Source organism: Escherichia sp. E13S3, assembly GCF_004212325.1.
Classification (GTDB): Bacteria; Pseudomonadota; Gammaproteobacteria; order Enterobacterales; family Enterobacteriaceae; genus Escherichia.
In genome coordinates this window covers 27,533-46,766 of sequence record NZ_RHJR01000015.1, presented here as the reverse complement: position 1 = coordinate 46,766, position 19,234 = coordinate 27,533, and the positions used below count along the sequence as shown (strand labels likewise).

Sequence of the window (19,234 nt, the reverse complement as noted above, 5' to 3'; positions counted from 1 at the left end):
TGTCTGTCGCATCCCGCTCTGCGGAGCGGGTTTTTTTGACAAAATTTGAAAGTTGGAAAATTTTTCCAATTAATAGAGGTAGGAATAAAATGGCAAAAATGAGAGCCGTTGACGCGGCAATGTATGTGCTGGAGAAAGAAGGTATCACCACCGCCTTCGGCGTTCCGGGAGCTGCAATCAATCCGTTCTACTCAGCGATGCGTAAGCACGGCGGTATTCGTCACATTCTGGCGCGTCACGTGGAAGGTGCGTCGCACATGGCGGAAGGCTATACCCGCGCAACGGCTGGGAATATCGGCGTTTGTCTGGGGACTTCTGGTCCTGCGGGCACGGACATGATCACCGCGCTCTATTCCGCTTCTGCTGATTCCATTCCTATTCTGTGCATCACTGGTCAGGCTCCGCGCGCCCGTCTGCATAAAGAAGATTTCCAAGCTGTGGATATCGAAGCTATCGCCAAGCCGGTCAGTAAAATGGCGGTTACAGTTCGTGAAGCGGCGCTGGTGCCTCGTGTGCTGCAACAGGCATTTCACCTGATGCGTTCTGGGCGTCCGGGTCCGGTACTGGTGGATTTACCGTTCGACGTACAGGTTGCGGAAATCGAGTTTGATCCTGACATGTACGAACCGCTGCCAGTCTACAAACCTGCAGCCAGCCGTATGCAGATCGAAAAAGCGGTAGAAATGTTAATTCAGGCCGAACGTCCGGTGATTGTTGCCGGGGGCGGGGTGATCAACGCCGATGCCGCGGCGCTGTTACAACAGTTTGCCGAACTGACCAGCGTTCCGGTGATTCCAACGCTGATGGGCTGGGGCTGTATTCCGGATGATCACGAACTGATGGCCGGGATGGTGGGTCTGCAAACCGCGCATCGTTACGGTAACGCAACGTTGCTGGCGTCCGACATGGTGTTTGGTATCGGTAACCGTTTTGCTAACCGTCATACCGGTTCGGTAGAGAAATACACCGAAGGGCGCAAAATCGTTCATATCGATATTGAGCCGACGCAAATTGGCCGCGTGCTGTGCCCGGATCTCGGCATTGTCTCCGACGCCAAAGCGGCGCTGACGCTGCTGGTTGAAGTGGCGCAGGAGATGCAAAAAGCAGGTCGTCTGCCGTGTCGTAAAGAATGGGTCGCCGACTGCCAGCAGCGCAAACGTACTTTGTTGCGTAAAACTCACTTCGACAACGTGCCAGTGAAACCGCAGCGCGTGTATGAAGAGATGAACAAAGCCTTTGGACGTGATGTTTGCTATGTCACCACCATCGGCCTGTCACAAATCGCTGCGGCGCAAATGCTGCATGTCTTTAAAGACCGTCACTGGATCAACTGTGGTCAGGCAGGCCCGCTGGGCTGGACCATTCCGGCGGCGCTGGGGGTTTGTGCCGCTGATCCAGAGCGCAATGTGGTGGCGATTTCCGGTGACTTCGACTTCCAGTTCCTGATTGAAGAATTAGCCGTTGGCGCACAGTTCAACATTCCGTACATCCATGTGCTGGTCAATAACGCCTATCTCGGTCTGATTCGCCAGTCGCAACGCGCATTTGATATGGATTACTGCGTACAGCTCGCGTTCGAAAATATTAACTCCAGTGATGTGAACGGTTACGGCGTTGACCACGTGAAAGTAGCGGAAGGTTTAGGTTGTAAAGCTATCCGCGTTTTCAAACCGGAAGATATTGCTCCAGCCTTTGAACAGGCGAAAGCCTTAATGGCGCAGTACCGTGTCCCGGTGGTGGTGGAAATTATGCTGGAACGTGTAACCAATATTTCGATGGGCAGTGAACTGGATAACGTCATGGAATTTGAAGATATCGCTGATAGCGCAGCGGACGCGCCGACTGAAACCTGCTTCATGCACTATGAATAAGGGAGATAAATAATGTTACGTTTCTCTGCTAATTTATCGATGTTATTTGGTGAATATGATTTTCTCGCCCGTTTTGAGAAAGCCGCGCAGTGTGGTTTTCGCGGTGTTGAATTTATGTTTCCTTATGACTACGACATTGAAGAATTAAAACATGTACTGGCGAGTAATAAACTCGAACATACGTTACATAATTTACCGGCGGGTGACTGGGCGGCAGGCGAGCGGGGTATTGCCTGTATTCCTGGCCGTGAAGAAGAGTTTCGTGATGGCGTAGCAGCAGCGATTCGTTATGCCCGTGCGTTGGGGAATAAAAAAATCAACTGTCTGGTCGGTAAAACGCCGACTGGTTTCAGCAGTGAACAGATTCACGCAACGCTTGTGGAAAACCTGCGTTATGCCGCGAATATGTTGATGAAAGAAGATATTTTATTACTGATTGAACCTATCAACCATTTCGATATTCCTGGTTTCCATCTCACCGGAACTCAACAGGCGTTGAAACTGATTGACGATGTTGGTTGCTGCAATTTAAAAATTCAGTATGACATTTATCACATGCAGCGGATGGAAGGTGAATTAACCAACACCATGACCCAATGGGCCGATAAAATTGGTCACCTGCAAATTGCCGATAATCCACATCGCGGCGAACCAGGGACCGGAGAAATTAATTACGAATATCTCTTTACGGTAATTGAAAATTCTGACTACAACGGTTGGGTTGGGTGTGAATATAAACCTCAAACCACCACGGAAGCTGGTTTACGCTGGATGGATCCGTACCGTTAAAACGTAACGCTGTTCAGGCAATGCTTTTTTAGGCCGCTAAGTCGGCAGGGGATCGTGTTGTCTGGATTCAGGAATAGCGACATTTAAAAAGAGGTTAATTATGAAACTGGGATTTATTGGCTTAGGCATTATGGGTACTCCGATGGCCATTAATCTGGCGCGTGCCGGTCATCAATTACATGTCACGACCATTGGACCGGTTGCTGATGAATTACTGTCACTCGGTGCCGTTAATGTCGACACCGCGCGCCAGGTAACGGACGCTGCCGACATCATTTTTATAATGGTGCCGGATACGCCGCACGTTGAAGAAGTTCTGTTTGGTGAAAATGGTTGTACCAAAGCCGCGCTGAAGGGCAAGACCATTGTTGATATGAGCTCCATTTCACCGATTGAAACTAAACGTTTCGCTCGTCAGGTGAATGAACTGGGTGGCGATTATCTCGATGCGCCAGTCTCCGGCGGTGAAATCGGCGCGCGTGAAGGGACGTTGTCGATTATGGTTGGCGGTGACGAAGCGGTATTTGAACGTGTTAAACCGCTGTTTGAACTGCTCGGTAAAAATATCACCCTCGTGGGCGGTAACGGCGACGGTCAAACCTGCAAAGTGGCAAACCAGATTATCGTGGCGCTCAATATTGAAGCGGTTTCTGAAGCCCTGTTGTTTGCTTCGAAAGCCGGTGCTGATCCGGTGCGTGTGCGCCAGGCGCTGATGGGCGGCTTTGCTTCCTCACGTATTCTGGAAGTTCATGGTGAGCGCATGATTAAACGCACCTTTAATCCTGGTTTCAAAATCGCTCTGCACCAGAAAGATCTCAACCTGGCACTGCAAAGTGCGAAAGCACTGGCGCTGAACCTGCCAAACACCGCGACCTGCCAGGAGCTATTTAATACCTGTGCGGCAAACGGTGGCAGCCAGTTGGATCACTCTGCATTAGTGCAGGCGCTGGAATTAATGGCTAACCATAAACTGGCCTGATGCCCGCAATAAAAATGGCCGATATCAGAAAATGAATCGGCCAGCAATATAAAAAAAGAAAGCAGCCAACGACGTTGCTTCAGTATTAAAAATAATATTTTTATTTGTTCCTCATAGCTAGATTAAAACAACGTTATTCGATACGTGAAATTAAGAGGGATTTATGGAACATCAGAGAAAACTATTCCAGAAACGCGGCTATAGCGAAGATCTATTGCCGAAAACGCAAAGCCAGCGGACCTGGAAAACATTTAACTATTTTACCTTATGGATGGGTTCGGTTCATAACGTTCCCAATTATGTGATGGTCGGCGGCTTTTTTATTCTCGGCTTGTCTACCTTTAGTATTATGCTGGCAATTATCCTTAGCGCCTTTTTTATTGCTGTGGTAATGGTATTAAACGGTGCGGCGGGCAGTAAATACGGCGTACCGTTTGCCATGATCCTACGAGCTTCTTATGGCGTGCGTGGCGCTCTGTTTCCCGGACTATTAAGAGGCGGGATTGCTGCCATTATGTGGTTTGGTTTGCAGTGTTATGCCGGATCGCTGGCGTTTCTTATTTTGATAGGCAAAATCTGGCCGGGATTTTTAACTCTCGGTGGTGATTTCACCCTGTTAGGGCTTTCACTGCCAGGCCTGATTACGTTCTTACTCTTCTGGCTGGTGAACGTTGGTATCGGCTTCGGCGGTGGCAAAGTATTAAATAAATTCACCGCCATTCTTAACCCGTGCATCTATATCGTTTTCGGCGGCATGGCGATTTGGGCGATTTCACTGGTAGGTATCGGTCCAATTCTCGACTACATCCCGAGCGGTATCCAGAAAGCAGAAAACAGCGGTTTCCTGTTTCTGGTGGTGATTAACGCGGTGGTTGCGGTTTGGGCGGCACCGGCGGTGAGTGCATCTGACTTTACGCAAAACGCCCACTCTTTCCGTGAGCAGGCGCTGGGACAAACGCTGGGATTAGTGGTGGCCTATATTCTGTTTGCGGTCGCCGGGGTAAGTATTATTGCTGGCGCCAGTATTCATTACGGCGCTGATACCTGGAACGTGCTGGATATTGTTCAACGTTGGGACAGCTTGTTCGCCTCATTCTTTGCGGTACTGGTTATTCTGATGACGACTATCTCCACTAACGCCACCGGTAATATTATTCCAGCCGGTTATCAGATTGCCGCCATTGCACCGACAAAACTGACCTATAAAAACGGCGTACTGATTGCCAGTATTATCAGCCTGCTGATCTGTCCGTGGAAATTAATGGAAAATCAGGACAGTATTTATCTGTTCCTCGATATTATCGGTGGGATGCTGGGTCCGGTAATTGGTGTCATGATGGCGCATTATTTTGTGGTGATGCGCGGACAAATTAATCTTGATGAACTGTATACCGCTTCAGGTGATTTCAAATATTACGATAACGGATTTAATCTCACGGCGTTCTCAGTAACTCTGGTAGCGGTTATTTTATCTCTCGGCGGTAAATTTATTCCGGTCATGGAACCGTTATCGCGTGTTTCATGGTTTGTCGGCGTTATCGTCGCCTTTGCGGCCTACGCTTTATTAAAAAAACGCACAGCAGTCGAAAAAACAGGAGAACAAAAAGTCACAGGTTAATTAATCCCGATATTCAAAATTGAGTTAGAAAAACCAATCTGTATTTTACAAGGAGTTTGTTATGTCTTTTGATTTAATTATTAAAAACGGCACCGTCATTTTAGAAAACGAAGCTCGCGTTGTAGATATCGCCGTTAAAGGCGGAAAAATTGCCGCTATCGGTCAGGATCTGGGCGATGCAAAAGAAGTTATGGATGCGTCTGGTCTGGTGGTTTCTCCGGGCATGGTTGATGCGCACACCCATATTTCTGAACCAGGTCGTAGCCACTGGGAAGGTTATGAAACCGGTACTCGCGCAGCGGCAAAAGGCGGTATCACCACCATGATCGAAATGCCGCTCAATCAGCTGCCTGCAACGGTTGACCGCGCTTCTATTGAACTGAAGTTCGATGCTGCTAAAGGCAAGCTGACTATCGATGCGGCACAACTCGGTGGCCTGGTGTCTTACAACATCGACCGTCTGCACGAGCTGGATGAAGTGGGCGTTGTCGGCTTCAAATGCTTCGTTGCGACCTGTGGCGATCGCGGTATCGATAACGACTTCCGTGATGTAAACGACTGGCAGTTCTTCAAAGGCGCGCAGAAGCTGGGCGAACTGGGTCAGCCGGTGCTGGTGCACTGCGAAAACGCGCTGATCTGTGACGAACTGGGCGAAGAAGCGAAGCGTGAAGGTCGCGTAACCGCTCATGACTATGTGGCTTCGCGTCCGGTATTTACCGAAGTGGAAGCGATTCGCCGCGTGCTGTACCTGGCGAAAGTTGCTGGTTGCCGTCTGCACGTTTGCCACGTCAGCAGCCCGGAAGGTGTTGAGGAAGTCACTCGTGCACGTCAGGAAGGTCAGGACGTTACCTGTGAATCCTGCCCGCATTACTTTGTGCTGGATACCGATCAGTTCGAAGAAATTGGCACCCTGGCGAAGTGTTCACCGCCGATCCGCGATCTGGAAAACCAGAAAGGCATGTGGGAAAAACTGTTTAACGGTGAAATCGACTGCCTGGTTTCCGACCACTCTCCATGCCCGCCGGAAATGAAAGCAGGCAACATCATGAAAGCATGGGGCGGTATCGCCGGTCTGCAAAGCTGCATGGACGTGATGTTCGATGAAGCGGTACAGAAACGCGGTATGTCTCTGGCAATGTTCGGCAAATTAATGGCGACTAACGCAGCAGATATTTTCGGTCTGCAGCAAAAAGGCCGTATCGCCCCAGGAAAAGATGCCGACTTCGTCTTCATTCAGCCGAATAGCAGCTATGTTCTTACCAATGACGATCTGGAATATCGCCACAAAGTCAGCCCGTATGTTGGCCGTACCATTGGCGCGCGTATCACGAAAACCCTCTTACGTGGTGATGTGATTTACGACATCGAACAGGGCTTCCCTGTTGCGCCGAAAGGTCAATTTATCCTTAAACATCAGCAGTAATCTGGCCCCTGCAATGCCCGTCCTTGCGGCGGGCATTCTTCGGTTAAGGTGTGTTTATGTTCAATTTTGCAGTGAGCCGCGAAAGCCTGTTATCAGGATTTCAGTGGTTTTTCTTTATTTTTTGCAACACGGTTGTGGTTCCTCCTACGCTACTTTCTGCTTTTCAGTTGCCGCAAAGTAGCCTGCTTACGCTCACGCAATATGCTTTTCTCGCAACCGCGCTGGCCTGCTTCGCTCAGGCATTCTTCGGTCATCGTCGCGCTATTATGGAAGGGCCAGGTGGCCTGTGGTGGGGAACCATCCTCACGATTACTCTCGGCGAAGCCTCGCGCGGGACACCGATCAACGATATCGCTACCAGCCTGGCGGTGGGAATTGCGCTCTCTGGCGTGCTGACGATGTTGATTGGTTTTAGCGGATTAGGTCATCGCCTGGCGCGGTTATTTACGCCGTCGGTGATGGTCTTGTTTATGTTGATGCTGGGCGCGCAGCTGACCACTATCTTTTTCAAAGGTATGCTCGGGCTGCCGTTTGGCATAGCCGACCCGAATTTTAAGATTCAGTTACCGCCGTTCGCGCTCTCGGTGGCGGTGATGTGCCTGGTACTGGGGATGATTATCTTCCTGCCGCAACGTTTTGCCCGTTACGGCCTGCTGGTTGGCACCATAACCGGCTGGTTGTTGTGGTACTTTTGCTTTCCTTCTTCGCATTCGCTCTCCGGTGAGTTGCACTGGCAGTGGTTCCCGCTCGGCAGTGGCGGTGCTTTGTCGCCGGGGATTATTCTGACGGCGGTGATTACAGGTCTGGTAAATATCAGCAATACCTACGGTGCGATTCGTGGCACGGATGTTTTTTATCCGCAGCAGGGTGCGGGGAATACGCGTTATCGTCGCAGCTTTGTGGCGACCGGATTTATGACACTGATAACCGTGCCGCTGGCAGTAATTCCATTCTCACCGTTTGTTTCATCCATTGGTTTATTAACCCAGACTGGTGATTACACGCGGCGTTCATTTATTTATGGCAGCGTTATTTGCCTGCTGGTGGCGCTGGTTCCGGCACTCACGCGACTGTTTTGCAGTATTCCCTTACCGGTGAGTAGCGCGGTCATGCTGGTTTCTTATCTGCCTTTACTCTTTTCCGCGCTGGTGTTTAGCCAGCAAATAACGTTTACCGCTCGCAATATTTATCGACTCGCATTGCCGTTATTTGTCGGCATATTTTTAATGGCATTACCGCCTGTGTATCTGCAAGACCTTCCATTAACGCTTCGTCCTCTGCTCAGTAACGGCTTACTGGTCGGAATTTTACTGGCTGTTCTTATGGATAATCTTATTCCGTGGGAACGCATCGAATAATTTGTTGAAAAAGGATTGATAATGAAGATTGTCATTGCGCCAGACTCTTTTAAAGAGAGCTTAAGTGCAGAAAAATGTTGTCAGGCAATTAAAGCCGGGTTTTCGACCATATTTCCCGATGCGCACTATATCTGTTTGCCGATAGCGGATGGCGGCGAAGGGACGGTGGAGGCGATGGTCGCCGCGACGGACGGTAACATCGTGAAGCTTGAAGTCTGCGGGCCGATGGGCGAAAAAGTGAATGCTTTTTATGGCATTACCGGCGACGGGAAAACGGCGGTGATTGAGATGGCAGCAGCAAGTGGCCTGATGCTGGTCGCGCCTGAAAAGCGTAATCCGTTGCTGGCCTCCAGTTTTGGTACGGGGGAGTTAATTCGCCATGCGCTGGATAATGGCATTCGCCATATTATTCTCGGCATTGGCGGCAGTGCGACGGTCGACGGCGGTATGGGCATGGCGCAGGCGCTTGGTGTGCGTTTCCTTGATGCCGCCGGTCAGGCGCTGGCGGCTAACGGCGGCAATTTAGCGCGCGTGGCAAGCATTGAGATGAATGAATGCGATCCGCGTCTGGCGAACTGTCATATTGAAGTAGCATGTGACGTTGATAACCCGCTGGTAGGGACACGCGGCGCGGCGGCGGTGTTTGGCCCGCAAAAAGGGGCAACGCCGGAGATGGTCGAAGAGCTGGAACAGGGGCTGCAAAATTACGCCCGTGTTTTACAACAGCTAACTGAAATCAACGTCTGCCAGATGGCGGGCGGTGGCGCGGCGGGCGGTATGGGCATTGCGGCGGCGGTATTCCTCAATGCGGATATTAAACCGGGTATTGAGATTGTGTTGAATGCGGTCAATCTTGCGCAGGCAGTGCAGGGTGCAGCACTGGTGATCACCGGGGAAGGGCGCATCGACTTGCAAACGGCAGGCGGTAAAGCGCCGCTGGGTGTGGCATCGGTGGCGAAGCAGTTTAATGTCCCGGTGATTGGGATTGCTGGCGTATTGGGTGATGGCGTGGAAGTGGTGCACCAGTACGGCATTGATGCGGTATTCAGCATTTTGCCACGTCTGGCTCCTTTAGCCGAAGTGCTCGCCAGCGGTGAAACCAATCTCTTCCACAGTGCGCGAAATATTGCCTGCGCCATTAAAATAGGTCAGGGAATTAAACGCTGATTCTAACCATTAGAGCGGATGCGGTTTATATCGCATCTGCTTCAGATTGCTGACAACGTGCGTGTTGTGTATGCCGGATCCATCCCGGAAATTATCATGTAGGCCTGATAAGCGAAGCGCATCAGGCAATGTTGCGAAAAAAAAGCCACGGTATAAACCGTGGCGAAATCCAACATAGCTAAAATAAAAATATCAGGCGAGTGGTATTACTTAAATCTCAACGTCACGGTTGCAATCTTTTGAATAAATATAACTGAATGCTTCACCACGCCCTACACCATAACCAGCCTGTAAGGAATAAGCGCCCATAAAGATGTAATCGCCTTTTTTCACCGGTATCCAGTTATTATCAAGGTTATAAACTCCCTGACCGGAAAGAATATAAGCACCGTGCTCCTGAACGTGGGTTTCGATATAACCGTGGCTGGCACCTGGCGCAAAAGAGAGGATATGCATGTTCATATCAAAGCCTAACTCTTTGGGCAGGAAATCCAGCAGAATAACATCGTCCATACCTTCATAGTGAATGCGTTCCAGTTCGCTGGCATTGCCAGAAACCAGCCACGGCGCATGACCTCCTACCGGAACATAGCGACGCTTATATAAAAAGATTTGGCTATCTTCGGCCTGGGCGTTAACAAACGTCATTAAGGAGCCTGGCGGGCAATAAAGATAGCCACCTTCGCTTAAGGCAAATGTTTTGCCTTCGGCTTTGGCAGTGATATTTCCAGAAATGACATACAGGAACGTTTCAATTCCTTCGCCACCGAAGCCCTGTTGGTTGCCGCCGTTTTGATGCAGTGTGACCAGATAATCAACAAAAGAGGCACCCAGCTTTGGCGTGGAGAGGATTGTCGCGTCACAATTTTCAAAGCCCGGAATAATATTTTTTACCAGACCGTCTGGTGTTAACAGTGCGAAATTACCGTGTTTAACAATCGCACGGTTAGCCAGTAAATCATCGCGGTAACCGGTGACGTTATTTAAATATCCCATTTATAACTCCTTATTTCTGCCAGGCAAGTTGATAAAGCATGAGTGCCAACGTTTTGACCCCTTCGGCAAGGTCGGTAATATTGGTGCGTTCCGCCGGGTTATGGCTGATCCCGTTAATGCTGGGGATGAAAATCATGCAGGTCGGTACGCGAGGCGCGAAAATTTGCGCGTCGTGCCCGGCACCACTGTGCATCACCCGGTAATTCAGTTTTTCGCTTTCACACAATTCTGTCAGGGTGGCGACCAGCTCCTTATTCATCGGCACGGGTTCTTCGTCCATCCATAAATCGATATCAATACCAATGTCCATTTCATCGCAAATCGCCCGCATGTCGTTTTCTAACTGTTGGGTGAAATCGCGCAGCATGGCGGCGTCGGTATGACGACAATCAATGGTGAACGTGGTTTTCCCCGGCACCACATTCACCGTATTCGGGCGCGGCTCTACTTTGCCAAAGGTCAGCACCAGCGGATCGCCCATCTTTTTCGCTTTTTCGATCGACTGATGGCAAATGCGACTGAAAGCGTAAACCGTATCACGACGATAACCCATCGGCGTGGTGCCTGCATGGTTTGATTCGCCGTTCAGCGTCACCGTATAGCGACGCTGCCCGACAATTGCATTCACCACGCCAATTGACTGCCCATTACTTTCCAGCACACAGCCCTGTTCGATATGCAGTTCAACAAAGGCTTTAATATCCTGACGCGGAGTTAGTGGGGCGTTCGGCAGAGTAAATCCGCAAGCCTTCATCGCATCGACAAAACTATTTCCTTTGGCATCACAGATATTCCGCACGTCGTCAGGATTCGCCAGCCCAAAGATATTTTTACTTCCCCAGAAGACATACGGGAAGCGGCTGCCTTCTTCTTCTGCCATCGCCACCACTTTGACCGTACGTAACGGCGCGCCGTATTGCGTTTTCAACCAGTCAATTGCCAGCCACGCCGCCAGCGCGCCGAATTGCCCGTCGAGGTTACCGCCGTTAACCACGGTATCGATATGCGAACCGCTCAGAACCACTTCCTGTGGATATTCGGTGCCATTCAGGCGACCGTATAAATTCCCCACTTCATCGAAACGTGTTTCCAGCCCACTTGCGGCCATTCTTTTTTTAAATTGCTGCTGGGTTTCCAGCCATTCCGGCGAATAAAGTAAACGGGTCATTCCACCCGTTGGGTCAGCGCCAAAAGAGGAAAGCCAGGGCAGCGTTTCTTCTATGGCTTGACGAAAATGTGTAATCATAAGAAAGTCCTGTCTCAATAATTATTGCGCAAAGGGATTTTTCGTTTCGTATGACGTGTTATAAAGCGCGTCGGAAATTAAATACTGGTAAATATTATCAACAATTTCGATGCCTTCGACGGCGGCTTTGCGTTGTTTAATATCCTGATCCTGTCCGGGATAATAAACCTGATTAAAACCGGGCGCGGGGGTAATGGCATTTAATTCGCGCATGGTCTGGCTAAGATGTTGACGGAATAATTCGCTGGAGGAGAAAAAGTTCGGGTTAATAACTACATGTAATTGCCCCAAATTACGCCCGGCGTGTAAATCGTCATACATCGAACTGACCTGACGTCCGAACGGTAAGCCGAGTAACACGCCTGAGAGGACGTCAATCATCATCATCAGGCCATACCCTTTCGGCCCAGCGGCGGGGAGCAGAGCATGTACCGCGAACGGATCGGTTGTTGGTGCACCGTTTTTATCGACTGCCCAGGTATCCGGGATAGACATATTACGCGAGCGTGCGTCGAGCACTTTTCCCCATGCCTGTACGGTAGTCGCCATATCAAAGGTAAGGATCTCGTCGCCTTCTCCTGGGGCGGCAAAGGCCAGTGGGTTAGTGCCGTAATAAATTTCCGCACCGCCAAACGGCACCACCATTGGATCGGACTGGCACATCGAAATGCCAATCAATCCGGCGCGAGCTGCCTGCTGCACAAAATAAGAGATAGCGCCGCTGTGACCCATTCGGCTGATGCCGACCACCGCAACGCCATTTTGTTGTGCTGTTTTGATGGCATGTTCCATGCCCTTTTTCGCGGCGACCTGCCCGGCGGCATTGTCGGCATGTAAAATTGCCGAACACGGCCCGGTTTCCTCAAGACGAAACTCCGGTTCGCGGTTGGTGCCGCCTTTTGAAATGCGTTCGGCGTAGTATTCAACGCGTACCGCGCCATGAGAGTGGATCCCTCTGGCATCGGCGTAAACCAATACTTCAGCCACGGTTGCAGCGTGCTCACGTTTTAACCCAGCCTGGCAGAGTTTATTCTCGATTAGCTGGTGGAGTGTTTCCCGACTGATTTTCATCTGTCTTCCTTTTTAACGACGGTGTGAAGCATGACTGCAATTAACATACAGGGAAAATATCTGGATTATGTGATCCAGACAGGCAAAAAAATATAGTTAGAATTTATTTGATAATCCGCTCGTTTTTAACCTGTTTTTTAAAACAACCATGCTTATTAAAAAATAACGCGTAATTGCCTGGTGGTTATTTGAATTCTTTTGTTAATAATCCCTGTGTGATATTCATCACCTTATTTACCCGTTGTCATCGATACCGTAATCGCCACATTAACACTGCTCGTGCAATTGCCATGGGTGCAATTTTTAAGGAGTTGTTATGATCCACGCCTTTATTAAAAAAGGGTGTTTTCAGGATTCGGTCAGTTTAATGATTATTTCACGAAAACTCAGCGAATCAGAAAATGTTGATGATGTTTCCGTAATGATGGGGACGCCCGCCAATAAAGCGTTATTAGATACCACAGGTTTCTGGCATGACGATTTTAATCACGCCACGCCGAACGATATTTGCGTGGCAATTCGTAGCGAAGCGACGGATGCGGGGATCGCGCAGGCGATTATGCAGCAGCTTGAAGAGGCGTTAAAACAACTGGCGCAGGGTTCAGGCAGCAGCCAGGCGTTGACGCAGGTGCGTCGCTGGGACAGCGCCTGTCAGAAATTACCCGATGCCAATCTGGCGCTGATTTCAGTGGCTGGCGAGTATGCGGCGGAGCTGGCGAACCAGGCGCTGGATCGCAACCTCAACGTGATGATGTTCTCCGATAACGTCACGCTGGAAGATGAAATCCAACTTAAAACCCGCGCACGGGAAAAAGGCCTGCTGGTAATGGGGCCGGACTGCGGTACATCAATGATTGCCGCCACGCCGCTGGCTTTTGCTAACGTGATGCCGGAAGGCAACATTGGCGTCATTGGCGCTTCCGGTACCGGGATTCAGGAACTGTGTTCGCAGATTGCGCTGGCAGGGGAGGGAATTACTCACGCGATTGGCCTTGGCGGGCGCGATCTCAGCCGTGAAGTGGGCGGCATCAGTGCGCTGATGGCGCTGGAAATGCTCAGTGCAGACGAGAAAAGCGAAGTGCTGGCATTTGTTTCAAAACCACCTGCCGAAGCTGTGCGTCTGAAAATTGTTAATGCCATGAAAGCAACCGGCAAACTGACGGTGGCGCTGTTTTTAGGTTATACCCCGGCGGTGGCCCGCGACGAGAATGTCTGGTTTGCCTCCTCGCTGGATGAGGCCGCACGCCTGGCTTGTCTGCTTTCACGCGTCACTGCGCGACGTAACGCGATAGCGCCTGTCAGCAGCGGATTTATTTGCGGTTTGTATACCGGCGGTACGCTGGCTGCTGAAGCGGCGGGATTACTTGCCGGACACCTTGGCGTGGCAGCCGACGATACCCATCAACATGGCATGATGCTGGACGCCGACGGACATCAGATCCTCGACCTGGGCGATGATTTTTACACCGTCGGGCGTCCCCATCCGATGATCGACCCGACCTTACGCAACCTGTTAATTGCCGATCTCGGCGCTAAACCGCAAGTGCACGTGTTGCTGCTTGATGTGGTGATTGGCTTCGGCGCGACCGCCGATCCTGCCGCCTCGCTGGTGAGCGCCTGGCAAAAAGCCTGTGCCGCGCGTTCAGACAATCAACCACTGTATGCCATTGCCACGGTGACAGGTACCGAACGTGACCCGCAATGCCGCTCGCAGCAAATCGCCACGCTGGAAGATGCGGGGATCGCAGTAGTCAGTTCGCTGCCGGAAGCCACCTTGCTGGCGGCGGCACTGATTCGTCCGCTTTCGCCTGCCACTCAGCAACACATACCGTCATTACTGGAAAACGTCGCCGTGATTAACATCGGATTACGCAGCTTTGCGCTGGAGCTACAAAGCGCCAGTAAATCGGTAGTGCATTACCAATGGGCGCCAGTCGCTGGCGGCAATAAAAAACTGGCTCGTTTATTAGAACGTTTGCAATAAGGGGTTCCCATGTTTACATCAGTGGCGCAAGCCAATGCTGCGGTTATCGAACAAATTCGTCGCGCTCGTCCACACTGGCTGGATGTGCAACCGGCTTCTTCTCTCATTAGCGCGTTAAATCAGGGAAAAACACTGCTTCACGCCGGGCCGCCGATGCGCTGGCAGGAGATGACCGGGCCAATGAAAGGGGCATGCGTGGGCGCGTGTCTGTTTGAAGGCTGGGCGAAAGAGGAAGCGCAGGCACTGGCGATGCTGGAGCAGGGGGAAGTGAACTTCATTCCTTGTCACCATGTGAATGCCGTCGGGCCAATGGGCGGCATTACTTCTGCCAGTATGCCGATGCTGGTGGTCGAGAACGTGACCGACGGCAACCGGGCGTACTGCAACCTCAACGAAGGTATCGGCAAAGTGATGCGTTTTGGCGCCTACGGCGAAGATGTCCTGACTCGCCATCGCTGGATGCGCGATGTGTTAATGCCAGTATTAAGCGCAGCGCTGGGGCGCATGGAGCGCGGTATCGATCTCACCGCGATGATGGCGCAGGGCATTACGATGGGCGATGAGTTCCATCAACGCAATATTGCTTCCTCAGCACTGTTAATGCGCGCGCTGGCCCCACAAATTGCTCGCCTCGATCATGATAAACAGCACATCGCGGAAGTGATGGATTTCCTTAGTGTGACCGATCAGTTCTTCCTCAACCTCGCGATGGCTTACTGCAAGGCGGCGATGGATGCAGGTGCGATGATTCGTGCGGGCAGTATCGTTACGGCTATGACCCGCAACGGCAATATGTTCGGAATTCGGGTAAGCGGGCTGGGTGAACGCTGGTTTACTGCGCCTGTAAACACTCCGCAAGGTCTGTTTTTCACCGGCTTCTCGCAGGAGCAGGCGAACCCGGATATGGGCGATAGCGCGATTACCGAAACCTTTGGTATCGGTGGTGCGGCAATGATCGCAGCACCTAGCGTAACGCGCTTTGTCGGTGCGGGTGGCATGGAAGCGGCCAGAACGGTATCTGAAGAGATGGCGGAAATTTACCTTGAACGCAATATGCAGTTGCAGATCCCCGGCTGGGATTTCCAGGGCGCGTGCCTGGGGCTGGATATTCGTCGCGTGGTAGAAACCGGCATTACGCCACTCATCAATACCGGAATCGCGCATAAAGAGGCGGGGATCGGGCAGATTGGCGCAGGCACCGTGCGTGCACCGCTGGCGTGCTTTGAACAGGCGCTGGAAGCTCTGGCTGAAAGCATGGGGATTGGTTGAGGAACGCGCAATGACGATCATCCATCCTCTGCTTGCCAGCCATAGCGCACCGAATTATCGCCAGTCCTGGCGGTTAGCGGGAGTGTGGCGGCGGGCGATTAATCTGATGACGGAAAGCGGCGAACTGTTAACGCTGCATCGTCAGGGAAGTGGTTTCGGCCCCGGAGGATGGGTACTTCGCCGCGCGCAATTCGATGCGTTATGCGGTGGATTATGCGGCAATGAACGACCACAGGTTGTGGCACAAGGGATTCGCCTCGGGCGTTTCACGGTTAAACAGCCACAGCGTTATTATCTGCTACGTATTACGCCGCCTGCGCATCCTCAAGCGCTTGCAGTTGCATGGATGCAACGCGCGGAGGAAACCGGGCTTTTCGGGCCACTGGCGATGGCGGCAAGCGATCCGCTGCCTGCTGAATTACGCCAGTTTCGTCACTGTTTTCAGGCCGCGCTCAATGGCGTTAAGACCGACTGGCGGCACTGGCTGGGTAAAGGTCCCGGATTAACGCCAAGTCATGATGACACGCTGAGCGGAATGCTGCTGGCGGCCTGGTATTATGGCGCTTTCGATGCGCGCTCCGGTCGCCCGTTTTTTGCCTGTTCCGACAATCTTCAACTCGTTACCACAGCGGTGAGCGTCAGTTATTTACGTTATGCCGCGCAAGGATATTTCGCCTCGCCACTCCTGCACTTTGTTCATGCCCTGAGTTGCCCGAAACGTACCGCTACGGCGATTGATTCGCTGCTGGCGCTGGGGCATACGTCAGGGGCAGATACGCTGCTGGGGTTCTGGCTTGGTCAACAATTATTACAAGGAAAACCATGAAAACACTGGTTGTAGCTCTTGGGGGCAACGCCTTACTCCAGCGCGGTGAGGCACTGACGGCAGAAAATCAATATCGCAATATTGCCAGTGCTGTACCCGCGCTGGCGCGCCTGGCCCGTTCTTATCGGCTGGCGATTGTTCACGGCAACGGGCCGCAGGTGGGGCTGCTGGCGTTACAGAATCTGGCGTGGAAAGAGGTAGAACCGTATCCGCTGGATGTGCTGGTGGCAGAAAGTCAGGGGATGATTGGCTATATGCTGGCGCAGAGTTTGAGCGCACAGCCGCAGATGCCGCCAGTCACGACGGTGCTGACGCGCATTGAAGTTTCGCCTGATGATCCGGCGTTTTTACAGCCAGAGAAGTTTATCGGTCCGGTTTATCAGCCAGAAGAACAAGAGGCACTGGAAGCGGCTTACGGCTGGCAGATGAAACGTGATGGTAAATATTTACGCCGGGTAGTGGCGTCTCCGCAACCGCGTAAAATTCTCGACAGCGAAGCCATCGAGTTGTTGCTCAAAGAGGGGCATGTGGTGATTTGCAGTGGTGGCGGTGGTGTTCCGGTGACGGAAGACGGGGCAGGGAATGAAGCGGTGATCGATAAAGATCTCGCCGCTGCGTTGCTTGCCGAGCAGATTAATGCCGATGGACTGGTGATCCTCACCGATGCTGACGCGGTTTATGAAAACTGGGGAACGCCGCAGCAACGTGCCATTCGCCATACCACACCGGATGAGTTAGCGCCATTTGCCAAAGCCGATGGTTCGATGGGGCCGAAGGTGACGGCGGTGAGTGGCTATGTCAGAAGCCGTGTTAAACCCGCGTGGATTGGGGCGTTATCGCGGATTGAAGAGACGCTGGCGGGCGAAGCGGGGACCTGTATTTCGCTGTAGTCGTAGGCATCCGGCAATCGGCGCACCATGCCTGATGCGACGCTGACGCGTCTTATCAGGCCTACAATGGGTGCAGGAGAAGGCGTTTACGCCGCATCCGGCAAGAATATGAGCACCAGTTAACTGAACTTACTCTGCGCCCACATCACACCGCTGGCATACTCCGGCGGCAGCAGCGGGATTAAGGCTTCCAGCGTCGCGGTCAGACGCGATGTGTCGCTGTCGGTCAAATTCAAATGCCCCACTTTACGCCCCGGACGGACTTCTTTGTCGTACCAGTGCAGATGCACCAGCGGCAGTTTCAGCCAGTCATAATTCACATCGCTACCAATCAGGTTGATCATCACCGACGGACTATTCACTACTGGTTGCGGTAACGGCAGATCGGTAATCGCCCGCAGATGCAGCTCAAACTGGCTGATGCTGGCACCGTTTTGCGTCCAGTGACCACTGTTATGCACACGCGGAGCCAGTTCGTTGATCAGCAGACCTTGCGGGGTGACAAAACACTCCATCGCCATCACGCCCACATAGCCCAGCTCCTGCATAATCGCCGACAGCATCTCTTCGGCTTGCGCTTGCTGCTGCGCATTGGCCTGCGGAAAAGCGACGCTGGTGCGCAAAATACCGTCCTGATGCAGGTTATGCGTCAGCGGATAAAACACGGTGCTGCCATCAAAGCCGCGCGCGCCAACCAGCGATACTTCGCCAGAGAAGTTAATGCCTTGCTCGACAATACATTCACCGTAACATTCAGCCGGTAACTGTTCGGTTTCATCGGCGCGTAAACGCCATTGACCGCGACCGTCATAGCCACCAGTGCGACGCTTAACAATCGCCAGTTCACCTAAACGCTCAAACACCGCAGGCCACTCGCTGCGATCGGCAAGTAACTGCCACGGCGCGGTCGGCAGGTGGAGCTTATCGAAAAGCTGCTTCTGAGTCAGACGGTCAGCAATAATCGGGAACACATCGCGGTTCACAAAGGCCGGATGGCGCGCCAGCTCGCGGGTTAATGCGGTTTCCGGCCAGCGTTCGATCTCAGCGGTAATCACGCTTTGTTGAAAAGGCACCGCCGCCGGTTCAGCGTCCAGCCCGACCGGCCAGACAGCAATGCCTAACGGTTCGCCTGCCTGACGCAACATACGGCCTAACTGCCCGTTCCCGAGGACACAAACCTGTTTCATGCCGCACCTCGCGGGTCCGGGTTTTCCAGCACTTCATCAGTTTGTGCTTTGCGCCAGTCATTCAGACGCTGGTGCAGTTCTTTATCGTGAGTTGCAAGAATTTGTGCTGCCAGTAACGCCGCGTTTGCCGCGCCAGCTTTACCAATCGCCAGCGTACCCACCGGAATGCCGCGCGGCATTTGTACGATGGAGTAGAGGCTATCGACACCGCTCAGTGCGGCGCTCTGTACTGGCACGCCCAGCACCGGCACCAGCGTTTTGGCGGCAATCATGCCCGGCAGGTGCGCTGCGCCGCCTGCGCCCGCAATAATCACCTGATAACCGTTCTCTTCGGCACTTTCGGCGAAGCTGAACAGTTTATCGGGGGTGCGGTGAGCAGAAACCACTTCAACGTGGTGCGGGACATTCAGGATTTCGAAGATTTCGGCGGCGAACTGCATGGTAGCCCAGTCGCTTTTGGACCCCATCACGATGGCGACACGCGCCGGATTATTGCGGGAAGACATGCGTCTTAAAACTCCTGTGGTGCACAACTCTCGGCTTTAGAGGGCACAGAGAAT

At 52.2% G+C, this 19,234-nt stretch carries 16 protein-coding genes; 11 read left to right on the top strand and 5 right to left on the bottom strand.

The features are described 5' to 3' along the window. Positions 1 to 89: 89 nt before the first annotated feature. From gcl to glxK, 7 genes are all read left to right on the top strand, one after another. Positions 90 to 1,871, top strand: coding sequence for a glyoxylate carboligase (gene gcl, locus D9597_RS14885; RefSeq protein WP_130223147.1), 1,782 nt, complete (start codon positions 90 to 92; stop codon positions 1,869 to 1,871). Positions 1,872 to 1,883: 12 nt separating this feature from the next. Continuing rightward, positions 1,884 to 2,660, top strand: coding sequence for a hydroxypyruvate isomerase (hyi, locus tag D9597_RS14880; RefSeq protein ID WP_130223145.1), 777 nt, complete (start codon positions 1,884 to 1,886; stop codon positions 2,658 to 2,660). A gap of 100 nt (positions 2,661 to 2,760) precedes the next feature. Next, complete coding sequence (gene glxR / locus D9597_RS14875; protein WP_130215547.1) at positions 2,761 to 3,639, top strand: 2-hydroxy-3-oxopropionate reductase; 879 nt, start codon at positions 2,761 to 2,763, stop codon at positions 3,637 to 3,639. A 163-nt stretch (positions 3,640 to 3,802) separates the two neighbouring features. Next, complete coding sequence (locus D9597_RS14870) at positions 3,803 to 5,257, top strand: putative allantoin permease (RefSeq protein WP_130223143.1); 1,455 nt, start codon at positions 3,803 to 3,805, stop codon at positions 5,255 to 5,257. A 61-nt stretch (positions 5,258 to 5,318) separates the two neighbouring features. Beyond that, on the top strand, positions 5,319 to 6,680 hold the full coding sequence (gene allB, locus D9597_RS14865) for an allantoinase AllB (RefSeq protein WP_130223141.1): 1,362 nt from the start codon (positions 5,319 to 5,321) through the stop codon (positions 6,678 to 6,680). A 56-nt stretch (positions 6,681 to 6,736) separates the two neighbouring features. Next, positions 6,737 to 8,038: a uracil/xanthine transporter gene (locus D9597_RS14860; RefSeq protein ID WP_130223139.1), complete on the top strand. Its 1,302-nt coding sequence runs from the start codon at positions 6,737 to 6,739 to the stop codon at positions 8,036 to 8,038. A gap of 21 nt (positions 8,039 to 8,059) precedes the next feature. Beyond that, the gene (glxK, locus tag D9597_RS14855; RefSeq protein ID WP_130223137.1) at positions 8,060 to 9,205 is read left to right on the top strand and encodes a glycerate 3-kinase; all 1,146 of its coding nucleotides are present in this window, start codon (positions 8,060 to 8,062) and stop codon (positions 9,203 to 9,205) included. A 210-nt stretch (positions 9,206 to 9,415) separates the two neighbouring features. Here glxK and allE read toward each other — a convergent pair whose 3' ends face one another. From allE to allD, 3 genes are read right to left on the bottom strand one after another with little or no spacing between them, the layout of a single operon-like run. After that, on the bottom strand, positions 9,416 to 10,201 hold the full coding sequence (gene allE, locus D9597_RS14850) for a (S)-ureidoglycine aminohydrolase (protein WP_130223135.1): 786 nt from the start codon (positions 10,199 to 10,201) through the stop codon (positions 9,416 to 9,418). Positions 10,202 to 10,211: 10 nt separating this feature from the next. Continuing rightward, a complete protein-coding gene (gene allC, locus D9597_RS14845; protein WP_130223133.1) occupies positions 10,212 to 11,447 on the bottom strand; it encodes an allantoate deiminase in 1,236 nt (411 codons plus the stop codon). A 21-nt stretch (positions 11,448 to 11,468) separates the two neighbouring features. Next, positions 11,469 to 12,518 (bottom strand): ureidoglycolate dehydrogenase, encoded by a 1,050-nt coding sequence (gene allD, locus D9597_RS14840; RefSeq protein WP_130223131.1) that lies wholly within the window; start codon positions 12,516 to 12,518, stop codon positions 11,469 to 11,471. 316 nt (positions 12,519 to 12,834) lie between these two features. Between allD and D9597_RS14835 the strand changes: the two genes are divergently transcribed. The 4 genes from D9597_RS14835 to D9597_RS14820 are packed head-to-tail and all read left to right on the top strand — an operon-like array spanning position 12,835 to position 17,487. Then, positions 12,835 to 14,502 (top strand): acyl-CoA synthetase FdrA, encoded by a 1,668-nt coding sequence (locus tag D9597_RS14835; protein ID WP_130223128.1) that lies wholly within the window; start codon positions 12,835 to 12,837, stop codon positions 14,500 to 14,502. 9 nt (positions 14,503 to 14,511) lie between these two features. Then, positions 14,512 to 15,771 (top strand): DUF1116 domain-containing protein, encoded by a 1,260-nt coding sequence (locus D9597_RS14830; protein WP_130223126.1) that lies wholly within the window; start codon positions 14,512 to 14,514, stop codon positions 15,769 to 15,771. Positions 15,772 to 15,781: 10 nt separating this feature from the next. Beyond that, complete coding sequence (locus tag D9597_RS14825; protein ID WP_130223124.1) at positions 15,782 to 16,597, top strand: DUF2877 domain-containing protein; 816 nt, start codon at positions 15,782 to 15,784, stop codon at positions 16,595 to 16,597. Continuing rightward, complete coding sequence (locus D9597_RS14820) at positions 16,594 to 17,487, top strand: carbamate kinase (protein WP_130223122.1); 894 nt, start codon at positions 16,594 to 16,596, stop codon at positions 17,485 to 17,487. The genes D9597_RS14825 and D9597_RS14820 overlap by 4 nt, the downstream gene beginning before the upstream one ends. A 119-nt stretch (positions 17,488 to 17,606) precedes the next feature. Here the strand turns inward: D9597_RS14820 and purK are convergent, their stop codons facing one another. Further along, a complete protein-coding gene (gene purK, locus D9597_RS14815) occupies positions 17,607 to 18,674 on the bottom strand; it encodes a 5-(carboxyamino)imidazole ribonucleotide synthase (protein WP_097415185.1) in 1,068 nt (355 codons plus the stop codon). After that, positions 18,671 to 19,180, bottom strand: coding sequence for a 5-(carboxyamino)imidazole ribonucleotide mutase (gene purE / locus D9597_RS14810; RefSeq protein WP_001295318.1), 510 nt, complete (start codon positions 19,178 to 19,180; stop codon positions 18,671 to 18,673). Before purE ends, purK begins: the two co-directional genes overlap by 4 nt. Positions 19,181 to 19,234 lie beyond the last annotated feature (54 nt).